At 57.6% G+C, this 18,083-nt stretch carries 20 protein-coding genes; 7 read left to right on the top strand and 13 right to left on the bottom strand.

Annotation, left to right across the window (positions count from 1 at the left end):
- Nucleotides 1-111: 111 nt before the first annotated feature.
- The 9 genes from AC2FJC_RS10120 to AC2FJC_RS10080 all read right to left on the bottom strand — a co-directional run bounded on the left by AC2FJC_RS10120 (nt 112) and on the right by AC2FJC_RS10080 (nt 10,139).
- Nucleotides 112-2,565, bottom strand: a complete 2,454-nt coding sequence (locus AC2FJC_RS10120; protein ID WP_496739407.1) for a GcvT family protein — start codon at nt 2,563-2,565, stop codon at nt 112-114.
- Nucleotides 2,566-2,654: 89 nt separating this feature from the next.
- Nucleotides 2,655-3,629 (bottom strand): GlxA family transcriptional regulator, encoded by a 975-nt coding sequence (locus tag AC2FJC_RS10115; RefSeq protein ID WP_282120297.1) that lies wholly within the window; start codon nt 3,627-3,629, stop codon nt 2,655-2,657.
- Nucleotides 3,630-3,639: 10 nt separating this feature from the next.
- Complete coding sequence (locus AC2FJC_RS10110) at nt 3,640-4,533, bottom strand: homocysteine S-methyltransferase family protein (RefSeq protein ID WP_496739406.1); 894 nt, start codon at nt 4,531-4,533, stop codon at nt 3,640-3,642.
- Between the two features lie 12 nt (nt 4,534-4,545).
- Nucleotides 4,546-5,598, bottom strand: coding sequence for an alcohol dehydrogenase family protein (locus tag AC2FJC_RS10105; protein ID WP_496739405.1), 1,053 nt, complete (start codon nt 5,596-5,598; stop codon nt 4,546-4,548).
- Nucleotides 5,599-5,600: 2 nt separating this feature from the next.
- Nucleotides 5,601-6,077, bottom strand: coding sequence for a cupin domain-containing protein (locus tag AC2FJC_RS10100; RefSeq protein ID WP_496739404.1), 477 nt, complete (start codon nt 6,075-6,077; stop codon nt 5,601-5,603).
- A gap of 18 nt (nt 6,078-6,095) precedes the next feature.
- Nucleotides 6,096-8,546 carry a GcvT family protein gene (locus AC2FJC_RS10095; protein WP_496739403.1) on the bottom strand — a complete coding sequence of 817 codons (2,451 nt, stop codon included), beginning with the start codon at nt 8,544-8,546 and terminating at the stop codon, nt 6,096-6,098.
- Between the two features lie 15 nt (nt 8,547-8,561).
- Entirely contained in the window at nt 8,562-8,942 is a 381-nt protein-coding gene (locus AC2FJC_RS10090; protein ID WP_496739402.1) for a GFA family protein, read from the bottom strand.
- Nucleotides 8,943-8,946: 4 nt separating this feature from the next.
- Nucleotides 8,947-9,570 (bottom strand): LysE family translocator, encoded by a 624-nt coding sequence (locus AC2FJC_RS10085; protein WP_496739401.1) that lies wholly within the window; start codon nt 9,568-9,570, stop codon nt 8,947-8,949.
- Nucleotides 9,570-10,139 (bottom strand): helix-turn-helix domain-containing protein, encoded by a 570-nt coding sequence (locus AC2FJC_RS10080; RefSeq protein ID WP_472724551.1) that lies wholly within the window; start codon nt 10,137-10,139, stop codon nt 9,570-9,572. The genes AC2FJC_RS10085 and AC2FJC_RS10080 overlap by 1 nt, the downstream gene beginning before the upstream one ends.
- 96 nt (nt 10,140-10,235) lie before the next feature.
- Here AC2FJC_RS10080 and AC2FJC_RS10075 point away from each other — a divergent pair, with 96 nt between their 5' ends.
- Nucleotides 10,236-10,538 carry a DUF1294 domain-containing protein gene (locus AC2FJC_RS10075; protein ID WP_496739400.1) on the top strand — a complete coding sequence of 101 codons (303 nt, stop codon included), beginning with the start codon at nt 10,236-10,238 and terminating at the stop codon, nt 10,536-10,538.
- A gap of 111 nt (nt 10,539-10,649) precedes the next feature.
- A complete protein-coding gene (locus tag AC2FJC_RS10070) occupies nt 10,650-11,039 on the top strand; it encodes an SHOCT domain-containing protein (RefSeq protein WP_058279764.1) in 390 nt (129 codons plus the stop codon).
- 50 nt (nt 11,040-11,089) lie between these two features.
- Here AC2FJC_RS10070 and AC2FJC_RS10065 read toward each other — a convergent pair whose 3' ends face one another.
- Together AC2FJC_RS10065 and AC2FJC_RS10060 are read right to left on the bottom strand one after the other, a co-directional pair.
- A complete protein-coding gene (locus tag AC2FJC_RS10065; RefSeq protein ID WP_496739399.1) occupies nt 11,090-11,542 on the bottom strand; it encodes a GAF domain-containing protein in 453 nt (150 codons plus the stop codon).
- A gap of 53 nt (nt 11,543-11,595) precedes the next feature.
- On the bottom strand, nt 11,596-12,768 hold the full coding sequence (locus AC2FJC_RS10060) for a thiolase family protein (protein ID WP_496739398.1): 1,173 nt from the start codon (nt 12,766-12,768) through the stop codon (nt 11,596-11,598).
- Nucleotides 12,769-12,870: 102 nt separating this feature from the next.
- On the opposite strand from AC2FJC_RS10060, the gene AC2FJC_RS10055 reads away from it, so the two are divergent.
- The 3 genes from AC2FJC_RS10055 to AC2FJC_RS10045 all read left to right on the top strand — a co-directional run bounded on the left by AC2FJC_RS10055 (nt 12,871) and on the right by AC2FJC_RS10045 (nt 15,473).
- Entirely contained in the window at nt 12,871-13,209 is a 339-nt protein-coding gene (locus AC2FJC_RS10055) for an STAS domain-containing protein (protein ID WP_480792036.1), read from the top strand.
- A gap of 28 nt (nt 13,210-13,237) precedes the next feature.
- Nucleotides 13,238-13,699 carry an ATP-binding protein gene (locus tag AC2FJC_RS10050; protein ID WP_496739397.1) on the top strand — a complete coding sequence of 154 codons (462 nt, stop codon included), beginning with the start codon at nt 13,238-13,240 and terminating at the stop codon, nt 13,697-13,699.
- Nucleotides 13,700-13,895: 196 nt separating this feature from the next.
- Entirely contained in the window at nt 13,896-15,473 is a 1,578-nt protein-coding gene (locus tag AC2FJC_RS10045; RefSeq protein ID WP_496739396.1) for a gamma-glutamyltransferase family protein, read from the top strand.
- Between the two features lie 34 nt (nt 15,474-15,507).
- Here the strand turns inward: AC2FJC_RS10045 and hspQ are convergent, their stop codons facing one another.
- The gene (gene hspQ / locus AC2FJC_RS10040; protein WP_058272652.1) at nt 15,508-15,834 is read right to left on the bottom strand and encodes a heat shock protein HspQ; all 327 of its coding nucleotides are present in this window, start codon (nt 15,832-15,834) and stop codon (nt 15,508-15,510) included.
- Between the two features lie 80 nt (nt 15,835-15,914).
- Here hspQ and AC2FJC_RS10035 point away from each other — a divergent pair, with 80 nt between their 5' ends.
- Both AC2FJC_RS10035 and AC2FJC_RS10030 read left to right on the top strand, forming a co-directional pair.
- A complete protein-coding gene (locus tag AC2FJC_RS10035; protein ID WP_496739395.1) occupies nt 15,915-16,796 on the top strand; it encodes an AEC family transporter in 882 nt (293 codons plus the stop codon).
- Between the two features lie 60 nt (nt 16,797-16,856).
- Nucleotides 16,857-17,438 carry a transglycosylase SLT domain-containing protein gene (locus tag AC2FJC_RS10030; protein ID WP_496726575.1) on the top strand — a complete coding sequence of 194 codons (582 nt, stop codon included), beginning with the start codon at nt 16,857-16,859 and terminating at the stop codon, nt 17,436-17,438.
- A gap of 12 nt (nt 17,439-17,450) precedes the next feature.
- On the opposite strand, the gene AC2FJC_RS10025 is transcribed toward AC2FJC_RS10030, so the two are convergent.
- On the bottom strand, nt 17,451-18,047 hold the full coding sequence (locus AC2FJC_RS10025) for a LolA family protein (RefSeq protein WP_282120310.1): 597 nt from the start codon (nt 18,045-18,047) through the stop codon (nt 17,451-17,453).
- Between the last annotated feature and the right edge of the window lie 36 nt (nt 18,048-18,083).

The following is an 18,083-nucleotide window of genomic DNA, read 5'->3' as shown; positions in this document are numbered from 1 at the left end:
GCTGTTCCGGAGGGTTTGGAAACTGCGAAAACCGTGAACGGTCGCATCAAGAAAATTGATATGTACCAATAAAACGGGGCGCCGCAGCGCCCCGTGTGTCAAACCTTGGCGCTAAACTTTAACGCGCTCGGATTTTGGGTCGTACATCGGCTTGAGCGACGCCTCGGCTTTGACTTTGACGCCGCACACATCGATCTCGTAGGTCGAGGCCAAAACGTCAGTGGCCTTTTCGCCTTCGCAGGGCACATAACCCAGACCAATCGCACCGCCCAGCGTGTGGCCATAGTTGCCTGAGGACAGATAGCCCACATACTCGCCGTCCCGGATGATCGGTTCGTTATGGAACAACAGCGGTTCCGGATCGGTCAGCTTGAACTGAACCAAGCGGTTATGCGGTCCGCTTTCCTTGCGCGCAATCACCGCTTCGCGCCCGATGAAATCGCTGCCCTTGTCGACCTTGACCGCAAAACCAAGACCGGCATCGACGACGTGGTCCTCGCAAGTGATGTCATGGCCGAAGTGGCGGAAGCCTTTTTCGATCCGGGCGCTATCCATCATGTGCATGCCGCACAGTTTCAACCCCATATCCTGACCTGCTTCGTGCAAGGTTTCGAACACGTGACCTGCCATGTCGGACGAGACATAGATTTCCCAGCCAAGTTCTCCCACGTAGGTAACACGGTGGGCGCGGGCCAGGCCCATGCCGATCTCGATTTCTTGTGCGGTGCCGAACGGGTTGGTCGCGTTGGTGAAATCGTTGGGCGAGACCTTTTCAAGCAGCGTACGCGTATTTGGACCCATAATGGCCAGAACACCCTCACCCGCTGTAACATCGGTGACGACGACGTTGAAGTTGCCCGCATGGCGCTGCATCCAGGTCTGGTCAGCCAAACGGGTCGCTGCCGGGGTCACCACCAGATAAGCGGTCTCGGTCAGGCGGGTGACGGTCACGTCCGCCTCAATCCCGCCTGCGCGGTTAAGGAACTGAGTATAGACGATCTTGCCATTCGGGACCGAGTAATCGCCGCCACCGATATAGTTCATGAATGCTTCGGCATCGGGGCCGTCAACGCGGATTTTGCCAAAGGACGACATGTCATACATGCCGACATTCTCGCGCACGGCTTTATGCTCGGCAGCCGAGTTCTCGAACCAGTTCTGGCGTTTCCAGCTGTACTGATACTCGCGCTCCTGCCCTTCATTCGCGAACCAGTTGGCACGTTCCCAACCCGCCAACTCGCCCATGACCGCGCCCTGTTCTAGCAGGTGGTGGTGGAATGGGGTCCGACGCACGCCGCGCGCAGTGGCCTTTTGGCGATAGGGATAATGGTCAGCGTAGAGCAGGCCTAGGGTCTCTTTCGAGCGCTCAAACAGGTACTGCTTATTCCCCTGGAACGGCTGCATCCGGCTGATGTCCACGTCTCCCAGATCGAACGGTTTTTCACCGCTGTCCATCCATTCGGCCAGCGCCATGCCAGCGCCACCGGCGGACTGGATGCCAATCGAGTTGAAGCCCGCCGCGACCCAGACATTGTCCATCTCAGGCGCGAGGCCCAGATGATAGGCGTCATCGGGGGTAAACGACTCGGGCCCGTTGAAGAAGGTGTGAATACCCGCTTCGGCCAGCATCGGCATACGTTCACACGCGGCTTCGAGTATCGGTTCGAAATGGTCGAAATCCTCGGGCAGCTGGTCGAATTCAAAGGTATCAGGAATACCGTCCATCGCCCAGGGCTTGGCATTCGGTTCAAATGCACCCAACAGGATTTTGCCTGCGTCCTCTTTGTAATACGCGCATTCGTCGGGAACGCGCAGAACCGGCAGCTGAGTCAAACCGTCGATATTTTCGGTAACGATGTAGAAGTGTTCGCAGGCGTGCAACGGCACGTTCACGCCAGCCATCTGGCCGACCTGATGCCCCCACATACCGGCGCAGTTCACCACCATGTCGCATTCGATATGACCTGAAGCGCTGCCGTCATCCGCGACCCAGTCTACTCCGGTCACCTTGCGGCCCTGCTTGACGATGTCGGTGACTTTCACACGTTCTTTGACGATACCGCCACGCTGACGGGCGCCCTTTGCCAGCGCTAAGGCAATGTTGGCCGGGTCACCCTGACCATCCAGCGGTAAGTAAACAGCACCCTTCGCGCCTTCGAGGTTGATGTGGGGATACAGCTCCTGAACACGTTCATTCTCGATTTCTTCGACCTCGACGCCGAAAGCGCGCGCCATGGCCGCCTGACGGTAGATCTCTTCTTTGCGCTCTTCGGTTAGCGCCACGGTGATTGATCCACAGCGTTTAAAGCCTGTGGCCACACCGGTTTCTTCTTCGAGCGAGCCATAGAGTTCCTGGCTGTACTTCGCCAGTTTTGTCATGTTTGCCGTTGCGCGCAGCTGGGCGATCAGACCCGCCGCATGCCAGGTCGTGCCGCTGGTCAGCTGCTTACGCTCCAGAAGGACAACGTCTTTCCAGCCTTTCTTGGTCAGGTGATACGCCACCGAACATCCGATGACACCGCCACCGATGATGACAGCACGGGCCTTGTTTGGAAGATCAGCCATTCTCATGATTCCGCTTTATGAGTTTCCACCCAAAATGACACGGAAGAGCGACACAGAATGTACGAAAAACGTCAGCCCATTTGCAAAAATCAACGTTGTTTGACTTGCCGTTTTTCACGTCTCAGCACAAAGGGGGTTACGCCGAAAAAGCTTTTGTAGACTGACGAGAAACCGTTGGGAAACCCGCAGGCAAGACCAATTTCGCGAACACTCATCGTTGTGTTCAGCAGCAGGTTATTGGCCTTGGCCAGTCGCATTTCGCGGTAAAAGCCGTTTGGCGTGGTTCCGAAATAGTTCTTGAACTTCCGTTCCAGCGATCGGTTCGAAAGCTTTAGCGCTTCGACGATCTCGTTAATCGGCAGTGGGTCTTCGATATTGGCCTGCATCACCTTGATGCACTGGTCCAGTTTGGCATCACCGGTAGCTGTAGTCTTTGATCCGGAAAATGGCTGGAGAGACGAGAAATCCCGGATGTTCTCGTGCAGCATGATGTCGGCCACCGTCATTCTGGTTGGCCCTGAGATGTGGCGCCCGATCACCGCCAGCGCGACATCAGTAGTGGCCTCCATCCCGGCGCAGGTCACCACGGCGCCCTGTTCTGTTGCAATCGACAGTTTGGCCTCGAACTGGGCGCGACGTTCACGCAGGAAGGACGCGTTCTCCCAGTGGGTCGACATGTCCTCGGTCCCCTGCTCGTCGATGTAGCGGCTTGCAGCTTCGGACAGCAAAAAGACCTGTGCACCGCGGAAAGTATAATCCGACACAACACGCCCCAGCGACAGATCAGGATGATCGGGGTCGGAATTTCCAATGACGAACAAATAGTCCGCGTTGGGCTGCGACGGAATGCGGTCGGTCTGGATCGTCGCCTCGCTGCTGCTGGCGACCGGGCCACCCCTCAGAGAGCGATAGGCATAGGTGAATGGCGGGCTCGGACAAACGCGGTTGGCCAACCGCAGCACCTCAACCAATGACGCCAGTTCCAGCAGCACATAGCCCGGCGCGACAACGATGTCGAAATGTCGCTGCGCGTTAGAAGCCGGGATGTTCGATGGCGATGGCATCACGTTCCTCTCAGACAATCCGGTGCCCGGCGGACCGCAATCGATCGGCAAGGACCTCTATGTGATCCGGTCCGACTTCGCAGCATCCGCCAACAATCGTTGCCCCCTGCGCTACCCATTCCATGGCATGATCGGCATAAGCCTCGGGTCCAAGATCGTGGCGCTGTGTCAACACGTCGACAGTCGGCGCGTCTTTCAGGAAATCCTGTGCAATCCCGGTGAACCCATTTGCATAGGCCCCAAATGGTCGCCTCATCGTGGCGATGACCTTCAGCGCAGCAGAAACGGCCTCGGGGCGGGAACAGTTTATCAGAACAGCGTCAGGGTTGAACCGATCCACAAGAGGCGCAATATCGGCAAGCATTTCACCGGATCGCAGCCGTGTTCCGTCATCATCCATTACAGAAAGCGCCAGCCAGACCGGCTTGCCTGCCTCCGCCGTGCCGCGCAGGGCCCCCTCGGCCTCTTGCACCGACGAAACGGTTTCGATCAGGAAAAAGTCGACGTCATCGGACATGAGGTTAACCAACTCGGCAAACTTTTCGGCGGCGTCTTCCACATCAGGATTTAGATCGGGGCGATAGGACGCCAGCAAAGGACCCAGCGCCCCGGCGATGCGCCCGGAACCGCCCGCGCGCGCACGGTTCGCCTGAGCAACCGCAGTATGGACCAGGTCGGGCAATTGATCCTCCATATCCAGACGCTCCAACCGAGAACGATGGACCGCGTAGGTGTTGGTCGTTGCAACCGTCGCGCCACGGCGGAAATATTCGGCGTGGACCTCTTCCACCAATTCGGGATGGTCGATCATTACGCGCGTCGACCACAGCGGAGTGGGTTTGTCCCCACTGCGTTTGACCAGTTCTTGCCCAATCGAGCCATCCAGAAGCGTGATTTCTGCCATTTGCCAACCTTCCTAAGGAATCAGAACGAGTTTTCCCGGCAGCACCTTGGACTGGAAGTCCTCTTGCGCCTTGGCGATGTCTCTTAGTGGATAGGTCCTGGAAACCAAAGGCTTGATGCGGCCCGCATTCATCATCTCGACAAGGCGGCCAAAGACTTCAAATGCCTGATGTGTGCAGCCGTGAATCGTGATGTCGCGCAGGTAGATCTCACGCAGGTCAGCCGAAACGATTGGTCCTGCGATTGCCCCGGAAACGGCATAATGACCGCCGGGTTTCAGGGCCAGGATCAGGCCGGGCCAAGCCGGGCCTCCGACAACGTCGATCACGACGTCGAACATGTCCTTGGGCAGCGGCGCGTTGCGGTCAAAGGTGTCCATGGCCCCCTGCGCTTTGACCACCTCGGCCTTGGTTGATCCCGTAACGCCCCAAACTGTCGCCCCGCGTAGAGACGCCAGTTGCACAGCGGCAAGGCCCACGCCACCCGAGGCACCGGTAATCAGCACCTTATGCCCAGCGGCCACGCCAGCACGGGTTAACAGGTTCTCGGCCGTGCCAAATGCACAGGGGATGGCGGCGATTTCGACATCTGACAGGGGTGAGGCCGTCACGTCATACAGGTCGTCGGCCTGAACTAGACAGTATTGCGCAAACGCTCCGTCGATTTCAGAGCCTAATGCGATAAAGCCATTCGGATTGCCGGGACGTGGGCGTGGCAAGTTGATCGGGCAGGTCACCCGTTGCCCGGCTTGAAACCCGGTCTCTTGCCCTGCCAGTTCGACTATCCCACATAGATCGCCGCCCTGAATGCGCGGAAACGCCAACGCACCTCCCCAGCCTCCGGCATCAACATCCTGATCAACGGCGTCCGTTGCCCCGGTCACGTCCGAGGAATACCAGCCGACCCGTGTATTGATGTCGGTGTTGTTTACCCCTGCGGCCGCGACCCGAACCAGAACCTGCCCCGGACCCGGCGTTGGGACCGGAATATCCTCGCGCCATTCCAGCGCTTCGGGACCGCCGTGGCGCGTCAGGTAAACGCCGGACATTTTCGTGGGCGTGGTCATCTTCAGGCCCTGTCTTCCGGATGGGTTGGAACCGGCCCCATCGACACAATGTCGTAACGCGCGTTCAGTTCGGCCATTTTCGCCTCATCTGCAAAGTCAGCCTCGGTCATTGTCGCCAGTTCGGCCAGAAACTCGTCGAACCCCGAGGGCTGAAAGATCATCAGCATTCTGGCGGGCGTGCCATCGGCGACACGACACGCATGGGGTACTCCGGGTGGCACATGCATGGTTGTGCCGGGCGTACAGCGATGCCAGTCGCCATCAACGTAGAAATCCACCGCGCCTTCCAGAAAGTAGAAGGTCTCGGCGTGGGTATCATGGCGATGAAGGCCAAGCGCGAAGCTGGCCTTCAGATTGTCTTCCATGAGCGTGTATGCGCCATCGGTATCCTGACCAGACACCTTCACAAAGGTGTGGTCATTTTCCCAGTCATAGTTGGGACCCTCGCCGGGTCCCAGTTTGGCGTATCGTTTGCTCATGGCAGTCTCCGCGAGAGGTTAAGCGCGCAACCGTTTGTTCTCGGGATCCCAGAGTGGCTGATCCTGCTCTACCACAGCGCGGCACTTTTGGCCGTAGATTTCGACCTCAAGCTCGGTGCCGGGGTTGGCAAGCTCGGCCTTGATCATGCCCAGCGCGATGGATTTGCCAACGCGGTATCCCCATGCGCCTGACGTGGTCTCGCCCACGATCTGATCGCCCTGCCAGATACACGACATATACGGGGCGTCGCAATCGCCCGCGTCCACGGTCAGAGTGACAAACGACTTCTTCACGCCCTGCTGCTTTTCGTTCAGGATTGCAGCCTTGCCGGGGAAATCCTGCGGCTTGTCGAGTTTGACGAACCGCCCAAGACCGCCTTCCAGCAGAGAGTAGTCGGTCGACAGGTCGCCCTTCCATGCACGGTATCCCTTTTCGATCCGCAGCGAGTTCAGAGCGTACATACCGAACGGCTTGGCACCGGCATCGATGATCGCGTCATAGATCGCGGGCATATGCTCGTTCAGAGCGTGGACTTCCCATCCCAGCTCACCCGCGAAGGAGACGCGGATCAGATAGGCGGGCTGGCCTGCAACGGTCGCAGACTGATGAGTCAGCCACCCCGAGGTCAGATCCGCATCCGTCATAGTCGACAGTATCTCGCGCGACTTCGGACCAGTGACGATCAGTGTATCCCGTGTCGTGGTCACGTCTTCAATCGAAACACTCGCAGGCATCGCGTTCATCAGGATGTCCCGATCATGCCACTGTGCAGTTGCGGCGGTGATCATGATGAACTCATCCTCACCAAGACGGATACAGGACATCTCGGTCAGAATGCGGCCACGGTCGTCAGAGATATAGATGAGGTTCATCCGGCCGACCTTTGGCAACCCACCGGTTGCGAGGCCGCGCAGCGCCTCAGCGGCGCCCTCTCCCTTGACCATGAAGCGCGAGAAGCCTGGCAGATCTAGTACGCCACAATGGTCTCGCACGGCCTCGCATTCTTCTTGGATTCGTTGCTCCCACGGGCCGGACCGACCCCAGGTATGGGTTGCATCAAGCGACGTGTCATCGCCCGGCTTCGCGAACCAGTTGGCCCGCTCCCATCCGTTATAGGCACCCATCACGCCGCCCAGCGCTTTGACCTTGTCATGCACCGGTGACAGTTTCTTGTCGCGCGCCGCGGGCCATTCATGATGAGGGAAATGCATGGCGTATTCGTTGCCGTAAACTTCCAGACCTTTCTGGTTGCAGTAGTCCTGATCTGTGTAATCGGTGTAGCGACGCGGGTCGACGGCCCACATATCCCATTCGGTCGCGCCATCGACGATCCATTCGGCCAGCACCTTGCCTGCACCACCGCCCTGAGCGATGCCAAAGGTGAATGTGTGTGCCTCGAACGCGTTTTTCACACCGGGCATTGGGCCGATCAGCGGCAGCCCGTCCGGCGCATAGGGGATCGGGCCGTTGATCACACGGCCAACTCCGGAGGTCGCCATCAACGGAACCCGCTCCATTGCGTCGGTAACGATGTCTTCGATGCGGTCCAGGTCGTCATTCCACAGCTGGAACGAGAAATCTTCGGGCATCGGGTCATCTTCGGTCATCCAATGGCCCTTGCAGTTGGGCTCATAAGGGCCGAGGTTGAAGCCGTGCTTCTCCTGCCGCAGGTAGTATGAGATATCCACGTCCCTCAGCAGAGGCAGCTTCTTGCCGCCATTCTCCTTTGACCATTCCTCGATCTCGGGGATCTCGTCGGTCAGCAGGTATTGATGGCTCATGACCATTGCGGGAACGGTACGGCCGCCGAAAGGCTTAAACCACTCGCCCACACGTTGTGCATAGTAACCAGCGGCATTGACCACATAATCACAGGCAATATCGCCCTTGTCGGTGTGCACGGTCCAGGTGCCGTCATCATGCTGGGTCACGCCGGTTGCAGGGCAGAAACGAATGATCTTCTGCCCCAAGTCCCGGGCACCCTTAGCCAGCGCCTGCGTCAACTGCGCCGGGTCGATATCGCCATCAGTCGGGTCATACAACACACCTTCAAGATCGTGCGTTTCCAGGAATGGATAGCGTTCCTTGGCCTCTTCCGGGGTCCACAACTCCATCGGGATACCCTGATACAGGCCCATCGACATCGCCCGCTCGAACTCCTGCATCCGTTCCTTGCTATGCGCCAGTCTGATCGAGCCGGACTGGTGATAGCTCATCGGGTAATCAACCTCTTCGCCCAGCCGCGAATATAGCTCGGTTGAATAGCGCTGCATGTTCATGATCGCCCAAGACGTAGAGAACGTCGGAACGTTACCCGCCGCGTGCCAGGTCGAACCTGCGGTCAGTTCGTTCTTTTCCAGCAGAACGCAGTCGGTCCAGCCTTTCTTGGCCAGATGGTACAGTGAGGAAGCCCCCACCACACCACCACCGATAACAACCACGCGGGCTTTTGTCGGAAAATCGCTCATTTGTCTTGATCCTTGTTACTGTGCCCGTTGGGGCAGATCGTCCGTGATGTCGTAGTAATCGCCCTTGTCGGCGACAAAGATATGCTTCGATAGCGTTAGACCCGTGGGCTCGCTGAGCGCACCCATGGAAATTGAAATCGTGTCCTCGTCATTGTGCTGCCAGAAGAGGAATGAACCGCACGACCGGCAGAACCCGCGACGGGCGGTGTCCGAGGCGCGGAACCAAGTCAGCGTATCGCTTGCGGTGAAGCTCAGTTTGTCCTGATGCGTCCAGGTCGAAGACCAGATATGGCCGGACTGTTTTCGGCACTGACCACAGTGGCAGGCCGAAGGCGGCGACAACTCTCCGTCAATCGTGAACGCGACTGCGCCGCAGAGGCAAGAACCGTTGTGCATCTGATTACCCCCTAGCTGCGGGCGTGGAGCTGGCACCCAGCAACACGCCATAGATTATGAAACAGGCGGCCATGACACGACGCACCCAAGTGTTGAAAACCGCTCCCAGCGCAGCCTTGCCCATCAGCGCGCCCAACACGGTGAACCCGGTATAGCTGAGCGTGGTGATAATCAGCGCCGTAGGCATGATGACGACCATCTGCTGCCAGATCGGAACATCAGGCTGCACAAACTGGGAAAAGGCAGCGAGGTACCCTGCCACGCTTTTAGGATTGATCGCAGCGACCGCCAATGCGTGCAGATACACATGGCGCGCGGGTCGTTCACTTGCCGGGGCCGGGCGCGTGGCATTCATCCAGCCGCGAACCCCAACCCAGATCAGGAACCCTGCCCCTACCAGTTTGGCGATAAAAAACCCGGTTGGGGATGCTGCGATCAACGCGGTCACACCCAGCGCTGACAGGACAAGAAACGTGCTGGCCTGCGTTAGAATCGCCAGCACGCCCAGCATCGCTTTGGGAAACGGCAGGCTCATCCCGTTTGAAATGCAATTGACCGCGTTCGGCCCCGGCGTGGTGACGAACACCACCCAAAACAGCGCGAATATGGTCCAGGCTTCAAAGCTCATCAGTACACCGGCGGAGCGATAACCCAGATGGCCACTGCGGGCTCATCATAGGGGTTCGACCATTGATAGGGTTCATGTTTGATCCGAAAGCTGTCGCCGGGGCCGACCGAAAACTGGCGCCCACTGATCGTCAGTTCCAACCGCCCTGACACCATGTACCCAACCTCCTGCGTTGGTCGGTTGGCCGGGGTTTGCATTTTCGATCGGGGCTTGAATGTGGAATGCACCATTTCGAAATCATCGGTCAGATCGGGCGACAGCAGTTCTTCGATCAACCCTTCCTCACCGGACCCCATCGGGCGGCGCGTTCCGGCGCGCACCACATACCCCTGCTCATCTGCCGGAGCGGAGGAATGCGCGAACAGCATCGACATCGGCACGCCCAGACATTCGGCAATCTGGCGCAGGTCGGAAATTGAGGGGTCGGACTTGTCGCGCTCGACTTGGCTAAGCCAACCAACAGAACGACCCAGACGTGCAGCGATCTCGGTCAGCGTCAACCCACGCGCCTTACGCAAAGCCCGAAGATCGGCTCCGAGTGTGGCGCTGTGCGGGGCTTGGCTGTTCACTGAACGCTCCGAAGTTTGGTGAAATTTTCTCCTCGTTTTTCACGATGCAATGATTCCGTGAAAAAACCAAGATTTTTTTCACTTGGGTCCACAACAATGTTTGGATATCCGTCCACCATGTGGATTGCGGTGATTTATCTGTGGGTCGTCAACACCCTGACTTTGCTTGCCTTTGGCTGGGATAAGCTGCGGGCAAGACGGCGGAAAAGGCGTATCCCGGAACGAAACCTATTGTGGTTAGCGGCGCTGGGCGGCAGTCCAGGCGCATTGCTGGGGCGGTGGATTTTCAGACACAAAACCCGCAAGCGGCTGTTTTCATACTACATCTTTGGGATATTCGGCATTCAAGCTGTGCTGGCCTATCTTCTAACGGTCATTGAATTACCCAGCCTGGCGTAGCGTAGTAAAACCATCAGAGAATTGACACTAACCAACCGGCAAACTGTCTGCTACAGTCCATGTTATCTGAATATGAATATTCTTAGGCATTCGCAAAGGGTTGGATGACAAATGGACAACGGTATCGGTTTCTTCGACATAGTCTGGTCAATCTTCTGGCTGTTCCTGATGGTGGCCTGGTTCTGGGTGATGATTTCGGTTGTGGCCGATGTCTTCCGATCCAAGGACCTAAGTGGCGGTGGAAAGGCAGTCTGGATCGCCTTTGTCATCCTGATTCCATGGATGGGCGTTCTGGCTTACTTGATCGTCCGCGGCGACAAGATGCACCAGCACAATGCCGAGGCCATGAGCCAGATCGAACAGGCGCAAAAGGACTATATCCGCTCGGTAGCCACAGTATCTGCTGCGGATGAGCTGGAACGACTTGCCGCGCTCAAGGAAAAAGGCGTTCTGACGGATGAGGAGTTTGCGGCGCAGAAAGCCAAGCTTCTGAGCACCTGACAGGAAGCACACACTAATCAAAATGGCCGGGGGTACGCCCTCGGCCATTGTTATTTGGCGAATACGCTGGACAGAATTCCGCTCAGTTGCCTTGCGTCTTGTTCATTGAACGCGTTGGGTTGATCACTGTCGATATCAAACACCGCAATGACGTCACCGGTGGCGTTGCGCACAGGCAGCACCACCTCGGATCTGGTCGAAGATGCGCAGGCGATATGGCCCGGAAACGCATCCACATCCGGCACCAACTGTACCTCGCCCGTACGGGCGGCAGCGCCACAGACACCGCGGTCGAACGGGATGACCAGACAGCCATGCCCACCTTGATAAGGTCCAATCTTCAAAAGCCCCGGCTCGGTGACACGATAAAACCCTGTCCAGTCAAAACGATCATCGGAATGATGCACCTCGCACGCGATGGTGGCCATCAGGGCCACGTCGTCGGTTTCACCCTCGGTCAGTGCGGCGATGGTCTTGGCGAGTGTATCGTAATCAGCTGTCATGTCGGAACTCGTGGCAGGGCTTTGCTCCGGAGTATTTGGAAAAAGGTGAAGCGTCAAACGCGTTCGATGGCTATCGCCGTGCCTTCGCCACCGCCGATGCAGATGGCCGCCACCCCGCGTTTCAGGTTTCGCTTTTCCAACGCGTTCAGCAGGGTGACCATGATCCGTGCACCCGACGCACCGATCGGATGCCCAAGTGCGCAAGCCCCGCCGTTCACGTTGACGATATCGCGGGGCAAGCCCATCTCGTGCATGAACGCCATCGGCACGACGGCAAAGGCTTCGTTGACCTCCCACAGGTCAACATCTTCTTTCGGCCAACCGATATTGGTCAGCAATTTTTGCGCGGCCGGGACTGGTGCGGTCGTAAACAGCGCTGGAGCCTGCGCGTGGCTGGCGTGGCCGACAATACGGGCGCGGACGCTCAGGCCCTGCGCCTGTGCCGCGTCCTCCGATGCCAGCACCAACGCGGCAGCACCATCTGAAATCGAAGAAGAATTTGCAGCCGTGACGGTGCCATCCTTTCGAAAGGCCGGCTTGAGCGTTGGGATTTTCTCGGGCCGCGCAGAAAGCGGCTGCTCATCCGCGGGCTGGGTGACTTCGCCCTTGCGAGTGCGGACCGAGACGGGAGTGATTTCATCCGCAAATGCACCATCTTCCTGTGCAGCCAGCGCATTCGACAAAGAACGCAGAGCGTATTCATCCTGCGCCTCGCGCGTGAACTGATAGGCCTCGGCGCAGTCTTCGGCGAATGTGCCCATCAGGCGACCTTTGTCATAGGCGTCCTCGAGCCCGTCCAGAAACATATGATCCATTGCCTGCGCATGACCCAATCGCGCGCCCTCGCGCATTTTGGGCAGAAGGTATGGCGCGTTCGTCATACTCTCCATCCCGCCTGCAATCACTGTGTCCGCGTGCCCCAATGCAATCTGATCGTAGGCCATCATGGCTGCTTTCATACCCGAGCCGCACATTTTGTTGAGCGTCGTGGCCGGAACGTCGTCGCCCAGCCCAGCTGCGAAACCGGCCTGACGGGCCGGTGCCTGGCCCTGCCCGGCAGGCAGGACGCACCCCATCAGAACTTCGTCGACGGTCTCTGTCCCTGCACCCTGCAGCGCGGCCTTGATCGCAACGCCGCCTAGATCGGCTGCTGTCACTGTATCGAACATCCCCTGAAACCCACCCATCGGGGTACGTGCTGCGCCAGCGATAACGACTTGTTTCATTTGGATGCTCCTCCGCTTCTCTACTGAGATGGATACCGAATGGTAAGAATTGCCGTCTAGCGTATTTCTACGAGTGATTTTTAGTTTAGAGAGCCCGCGCGCATGGCCCTGACCAGTAAAACAACAGACACAACGCAGATCATAACGGTGCATTCTGACCGTATCGATGCCGCAATGGCAATTCAGTTCAAGGAAGACATGCGCAATGAGGCCGACGGTGGCGCGCCGCGCGTTGTCCTGGACCTGACGGGTGTCGAATTCATCGATTCAAGCGGCCTGGGGGCCATCGTCGCGTCGATGAAGCAACTGGGCAGCGACCGCAGACTGGATCTAGCTGGGCTACACCCTTTTGTCGAAAAGGTGTTTCGGCTGACCCGTATGGATACGGTTTTCAATCTTTACCAGACCCTGGACGACGCCCTTGCACGGTCGGCGGAATGAATACACGGATTGAATAGGCGCGATGTCCATGGGGAATGGGAACTGCTTGGATCTGAGCTTTGCTGCCACGGAAACTGAAGCCAGCGCTGGCATCGCCCAGCTTAGCAAAGGGCTTGAGGTGCAGGGCCTGCCGTCACACAAGGCGAGCGATGTTAAAATCGCGCTGGCCGAGGCGATCAACAATGTGGTCGAGCATGCCTATGCGGGCGTCACTCCGGCCAAGGTCAGGGTGCATTGTCGGTTACATCAAAACTGGCTGGACATTTTGATCTCTGACACAGGGAATCCGTTGCCCGGCTTTCGCGTGCCGGATGGTGTGCCTGCGCCTTTGGGATCGACGCTCGATGAGTTACCCGAAGGCGGGTTTGGCTGGTTCCTGATCCATGAACTGACCAGCGACATTCGCTATGAGCATCGCAATGGCTGCAACCGGTTGTCACTGCGGTTTGACTTCCCAAACCGCTCCGCCGGACTCAAAAAGGCCACATAAAGGCCCCGATCGCACCATTGGCGCGCCGCAAACAAAGGGCAAAAAGATATCTGTAGCTCAGATAGCTTCCCTCGGCGCCTAGTGTCACAGCCCCCACCCAGTGAACGGCGCCGAGGATCTCCCTTCCCACTGATGTGACTAGACAATCCGTGACCGCGCTTTACGTTCGGCGTGTTCAAAAGGGGAAGGCAAAGCTATGCGGGATTTTCACACTCCGGGTCGGTCCGAAGTTTTGGCAACCGAAGGAATGTGCGCCACATCGCATCCTCTGGCCGCGCAGGTTGCCGTAAATATCCTGGAGCAAAGCGGAAATGCCATGGACGCCGCCATCGCAGGCGCTGTGCTGCTGGGCATTTGCGAGCCGCAGATGACGGGCATCGGTGGCGATTGCTTTGTCCTGTTCAACCGCGCAGGCGAAGATCAGATACGCGCCCTAAACGGGTCCGGACGCGCGCCGGCGGCGGCCAATGCGGACAAGTTGCGGGCCAAGGGGCTGGATACAGTGCCGTTGAACACACCCGATGCGGTAACAATTCCCGGTGCGATTGATGCCTTTTGCCATCTGGCAGAAACCGAGGGCAGGCTTGGGCTGGATGTGATACTGGCACCTGCCATTCACTATGCTGAAGCCGGTGTCCCGGTCGCACCCCGTGTCGCCTATGATTGGAAAACGGGGGCTGACACGCTGCAGGGGGCTGCACGCAGGCATTATCTGACTGACGGCAAAGCACCAAATGTAGGCCAGATCTTTCGCGCGCCGGGGCAGGCAGAGGTCCTGCGCCAGATTGCACGCAATGGCCGTGATGCCTTTTATTCCGGTGAAATTGCGCAGGATATGACCGACGCCCTGACGGCATTGGGCGGAGTTCACACGGCTCAGGATTTTCTGGCCACGCAATGCACAGAAACCCAGCCCCTCAGCGGAAGTTACAACGGCATTGATCTGGTCGAACACCCGCCAAACGGACAGGGTGCGACGTCGATCCTGCTTTTGAATATCCTGAAAAACTTTGACCTAGCGGGCCTTGATCCGTTTGGCCCAGAACTCATCCATCTTGAGGCCGAGGCCTCGAAACTCGCCTATGACGCGCGCAATCGGTTCATTGCGGACCCCGATCACACAACCCACGCTGAACGATTCCTCGACCAGAGCGTGGCGGACAAGCTGGCCGCGTTGATTGACCCCAAGCGCGCCATGCCAGCGGCGGCCCCACTAACCGAGTCCATTCATAAGGACACGGTCTATATCACGGTTGTTGACCGGGATCGGATGGCCGTTTCGCTGATCTATTCCATATTTCACAGCTTCGGGTCTGGCATCGCATCGGAAAAATACGGGATTTTGCTGCAAAACCGCGGCTCAGGCTTCAACCTGAGCGCCGGTCACCCAAACGAGCTTGGCCCGGGCAAACGCCCGATGCACACGATCATTCCCGGTATGCTCAAACAGGATGGCCGTGTGCTCATGCCATTTGGCGTGATGGGCGGAGCTTTTCAACCAACAGGCCATGCACGCCTATTGTCCAACCTCACTGATCATGGGTTGGGTTTGCAGGCCTCTGTGGACGCCCCGCGCGCCTTTGCAGACGGCGGCGTTCTGAAACTTGAACGCGGAATTCCGCCCAGAACATCTCAACAATTGAGCGATTTTGGACACAACGTTCAGGTTCCAGAAACGCCCCTTGGCGGAGCGCAAGCAATCCGAATCCGCACAGATGGTGTTCTGGAAGGCGCAAGTGACCCCAGAAAAGACGGTTGTGCGTTAGGTTACTGACCACCAGGGCGCGCAATCTGGCGCACCAAATCACTTAGTTCAAATTAAAGTGCAGCGGGTACGCGCCATTCTCGAAAGGACCGAACATGTCAGGAATATCAGGATGCTCCACCGGTTCCCCGGATTGGTCCGCAATCAGATTTTGTTCTGAAACATAAGCCACATAGAAGGATTGGTCGTTTTCTGCGAGCAGATGGTAAAACGGCTGATCCTTGATGGGCCGGCTGTCCTCGGGAATGGCCTGATACCACTCTTCTGTGTTGGAAAATTCCGGGTCCACGTCAAAAATCACCCCTCGGAAGGGATGCTTTTTGTGGCGGACCACCTGTCCCAGGCGGTACTTGGCATTTGTCTTCAGCATTATCTCAGCCCCCAGAGATCTTACTACCTCTTTCCGGGCCGGAATGCCAATCATTGATCGGAAATTAAAGGAAACAGTCTGTGAACATCTTACTGACAGTGTTCGAAATTGTGGCGCCGGTTTTTCTGCTGGCGGGCATTGGATTCACCTGGGTCAAACTTGGTTTTGAGTACCGTTTGGAGTTTGTGACGCGCCTTGCTGTGACGCTTGCCGTGCCCAGCCTGATCTTTGTGGCGCTGATGCAAACCGAGATCCCGGCAGGAGAGTTGACCCGCTTCACACTGGCCGCAATTGCGGGTTATATTGGCCTTGCCGTGGCCTTTGGCGTTTTCGTTCGACTTTCAAACCTGGACCGTCGGACTTACCTGTCGCCACTGATTTTTGGCAATACCGGAAATCTGGGCCTGCCGCTGTGCATTTTTGCGTTTGGTCAGGCAGGTCTGGGTTTTGCAGTCATTTTCCTGGCAATTACCGCCCTGTTTTCCTTCACCTATGGAATTTACCTCGTCGCTGGAAAGGGTGCATTCGGCAAAGTTGCGCGCGAACCGATGGTTTGGGCGACCCTGCTTGGGGCCTTATTCCTATGGCAAGACTGGGAAACGCCACTGTTCCTGACCAATACGCTAGAGCTGCTAGGCCAAATGGCCATCCCCATGATGTTGATTACAGTCGGCGTGGCAATTGCAAGGCTGACGACGCGCAAATTGGGTCAGGCGATCTGGCTGTCCGTCCTGAAGCTGCTGGTCTGTTTCGCGCTCGGCTGGGCAATAGCCCGCTTCTTTGATCTGGATTCCATCGCCTTTGGAGTACTGGTCCTGCAGATGTGCACCCCAGTCGCGGTTACATCGTACCTGCTGGCCGAGCGGTTTGACGCGGATTCGGACGCGGTTGCCGGGATGGTCATGGTATCAACGGTGCTGTCTGTGGGCGCTTTGCCCCTAATTCTAGCGATTGTTCTATAACGATTGTGATTTCCTAAACTCTCAATCTGCGCTAGAATAAAGAAAAAAGGCACGAGGCACATGAGCAGAATTTTCTTTGTACTCCTTGGGGTGCTGCTTTTGGCATCCTGTGGTGGCGGGTCCAAACAGCCACCGAGCAGACTGAACGACGCGTGCAGCATTGCGCGCGAACGGCCTGATTTTATCAAGGCGTTCAAAAGCACCGAACGGAAATGGGGCGTCCCGATTCACGTTCAGATGGCGACGATCTATCAGGAAAGCCGCTATAAACACGACGCACGTACGCCGCACCAATACGTTCTGGGTGTGATCCCGATGGGTCGTCAAAGCAGCGCCTACGGTTTCAGCCAAGCATTGGACGGCACATGGGATGAATACCGCAAGGAAACTGGCAAGCGCCGTGCCAAGCGGGACCGCATCCGCGATGCGTCAGATTTCATCGGCTGGTACATGAACAAAACCCATCAGCGGAACGGTATTCACCCCACAGATACGCGCAACCAGTATCTGGCCTATCACGAGGGGCACACCGGCTTTGCCCGCGGCAGCCATAACAGCAAATCCTGGCTGTTGAACGTCGCCAATGACGTGGATGCACGCGCCAAACTCTATCAGGCGCAGCTGGCCAATTGCCGCTACTGACAGGAGTGCGGGTCAGCGATTGCCTGACCCGCTTCTTTTTGATCTGGAAAACAGATCGTTGCTGAGATTTCCGCCGGTACTCAGCTGCCCCAGCAGAACGGTCGTCTGACTGCCGGCATTGTCGTGAATGACCCATTTGCGCAGCTCGATCGGGTCCCCCGTGAACATCAGTTCAATCCGGCCGGAATCGGGGTTCTTTGGGTCCCGAGCGGTAACAACCGTGGCCGTCCCGTCAAAATCATGGGCAACCACCATATTCGCCTGCCCCAGATTGACGTTGCGCGCCAGCACCAGCGACAACGGGGTACGTTTTAGCGGATACTGTTCGGGGGGCTGGTTAGATTTCGGATCAAAGATCTGCACCGTACCTGCGCGCGCCAGAACCACAGCGCTGTTGGGCGGGTCATATTCGAACCGCATCTTACCGGGGCGTTCTATCCACAGCTTTCCGGTGCTCAGCGAGCCGTCATCGTTGACTTGTGTGAACGTGGTCTCAACGGTTTTGAGGCCATTGAGGTAGTTTGAGATTTGGGACAACGGCAGCTTATCAGCCGCCCAGGCCGCAGGCGCGGCGAGTGTCAAAGCAAGGGCAAAGGCAATCTGTTTCATAAGTTCCCAGATAAGCGCTCTGCCCTTGTTATTAAA

This window comes from Ruegeria sp. CDSB117 (assembly GCF_059611005.1).
Note: the sequence above shows the minus strand (reverse complement) of the source record. Positions and strands in the feature narration are given on the sequence as shown.

What these genes read in the sequence shown, in the direction of transcription:
- AC2FJC_RS10120 (WP_496739407.1), bottom strand. Translation starts at nt 2,565, where the DNA reads ATGGCTGATCTTCCAAACAAGGCCCGTGCTGTCATCATCGGTGGCGGT.
- AC2FJC_RS10115 (WP_282120297.1), bottom strand. Translation starts at nt 3,629, where the DNA reads ATGCCATCGCCATCGAACATCCCGGCTTCTAACGCGCAGCGACATTTC.
- AC2FJC_RS10110 (WP_496739406.1), bottom strand. Translation starts at nt 4,533, where the DNA reads ATGGCAGAAATCACGCTTCTGGATGGCTCGATTGGGCAAGAACTGGTC.
- AC2FJC_RS10105 (WP_496739405.1), bottom strand. Translation starts at nt 5,598, where the DNA reads ATGACCACGCCCACGAAAATGTCCGGCGTTTACCTGACGCGCCACGGC.
- AC2FJC_RS10100 (WP_496739404.1), bottom strand. Translation starts at nt 6,077, where the DNA reads ATGAGCAAACGATACGCCAAACTGGGACCCGGCGAGGGTCCCAACTAT.
- AC2FJC_RS10095 (WP_496739403.1), bottom strand. Translation starts at nt 8,546, where the DNA reads ATGAGCGATTTTCCGACAAAAGCCCGCGTGGTTGTTATCGGTGGTGGT.
- AC2FJC_RS10090 (WP_496739402.1), bottom strand. Translation starts at nt 8,942, where the DNA reads ATGCACAACGGTTCTTGCCTCTGCGGCGCAGTCGCGTTCACGATTGAC.
- AC2FJC_RS10085 (WP_496739401.1), bottom strand. Translation starts at nt 9,570, where the DNA reads ATGAGCTTTGAAGCCTGGACCATATTCGCGCTGTTTTGGGTGGTGTTC.
- AC2FJC_RS10075 (WP_496739400.1), top strand. Translation starts at nt 10,236, where the DNA reads ATGTTTGGATATCCGTCCACCATGTGGATTGCGGTGATTTATCTGTGG.
- AC2FJC_RS10070 (WP_058279764.1), top strand. Translation starts at nt 10,650, where the DNA reads ATGGACAACGGTATCGGTTTCTTCGACATAGTCTGGTCAATCTTCTGG.
- AC2FJC_RS10065 (WP_496739399.1), bottom strand. Translation starts at nt 11,542, where the DNA reads ATGACAGCTGATTACGATACACTCGCCAAGACCATCGCCGCACTGACC.
- AC2FJC_RS10060 (WP_496739398.1), bottom strand. Translation starts at nt 12,768, where the DNA reads ATGAAACAAGTCGTTATCGCTGGCGCAGCACGTACCCCGATGGGTGGG.
- AC2FJC_RS10055 (WP_480792036.1), top strand. Translation starts at nt 12,871, where the DNA reads ATGGCCCTGACCAGTAAAACAACAGACACAACGCAGATCATAACGGTG.
- AC2FJC_RS10050 (WP_496739397.1), top strand. Translation starts at nt 13,238, where the DNA reads ATGGGGAATGGGAACTGCTTGGATCTGAGCTTTGCTGCCACGGAAACT.
- AC2FJC_RS10045 (WP_496739396.1), top strand. Translation starts at nt 13,896, where the DNA reads ATGCGGGATTTTCACACTCCGGGTCGGTCCGAAGTTTTGGCAACCGAA.
- hspQ (WP_058272652.1), bottom strand. Translation starts at nt 15,834, where the DNA reads ATGCTGAAGACAAATGCCAAGTACCGCCTGGGACAGGTGGTCCGCCAC.
- AC2FJC_RS10030 (WP_496726575.1), top strand. Translation starts at nt 16,857, where the DNA reads ATGAGCAGAATTTTCTTTGTACTCCTTGGGGTGCTGCTTTTGGCATCC.
- AC2FJC_RS10025 (WP_282120310.1), bottom strand. Translation starts at nt 18,047, where the DNA reads ATGAAACAGATTGCCTTTGCCCTTGCTTTGACACTCGCCGCGCCTGCG.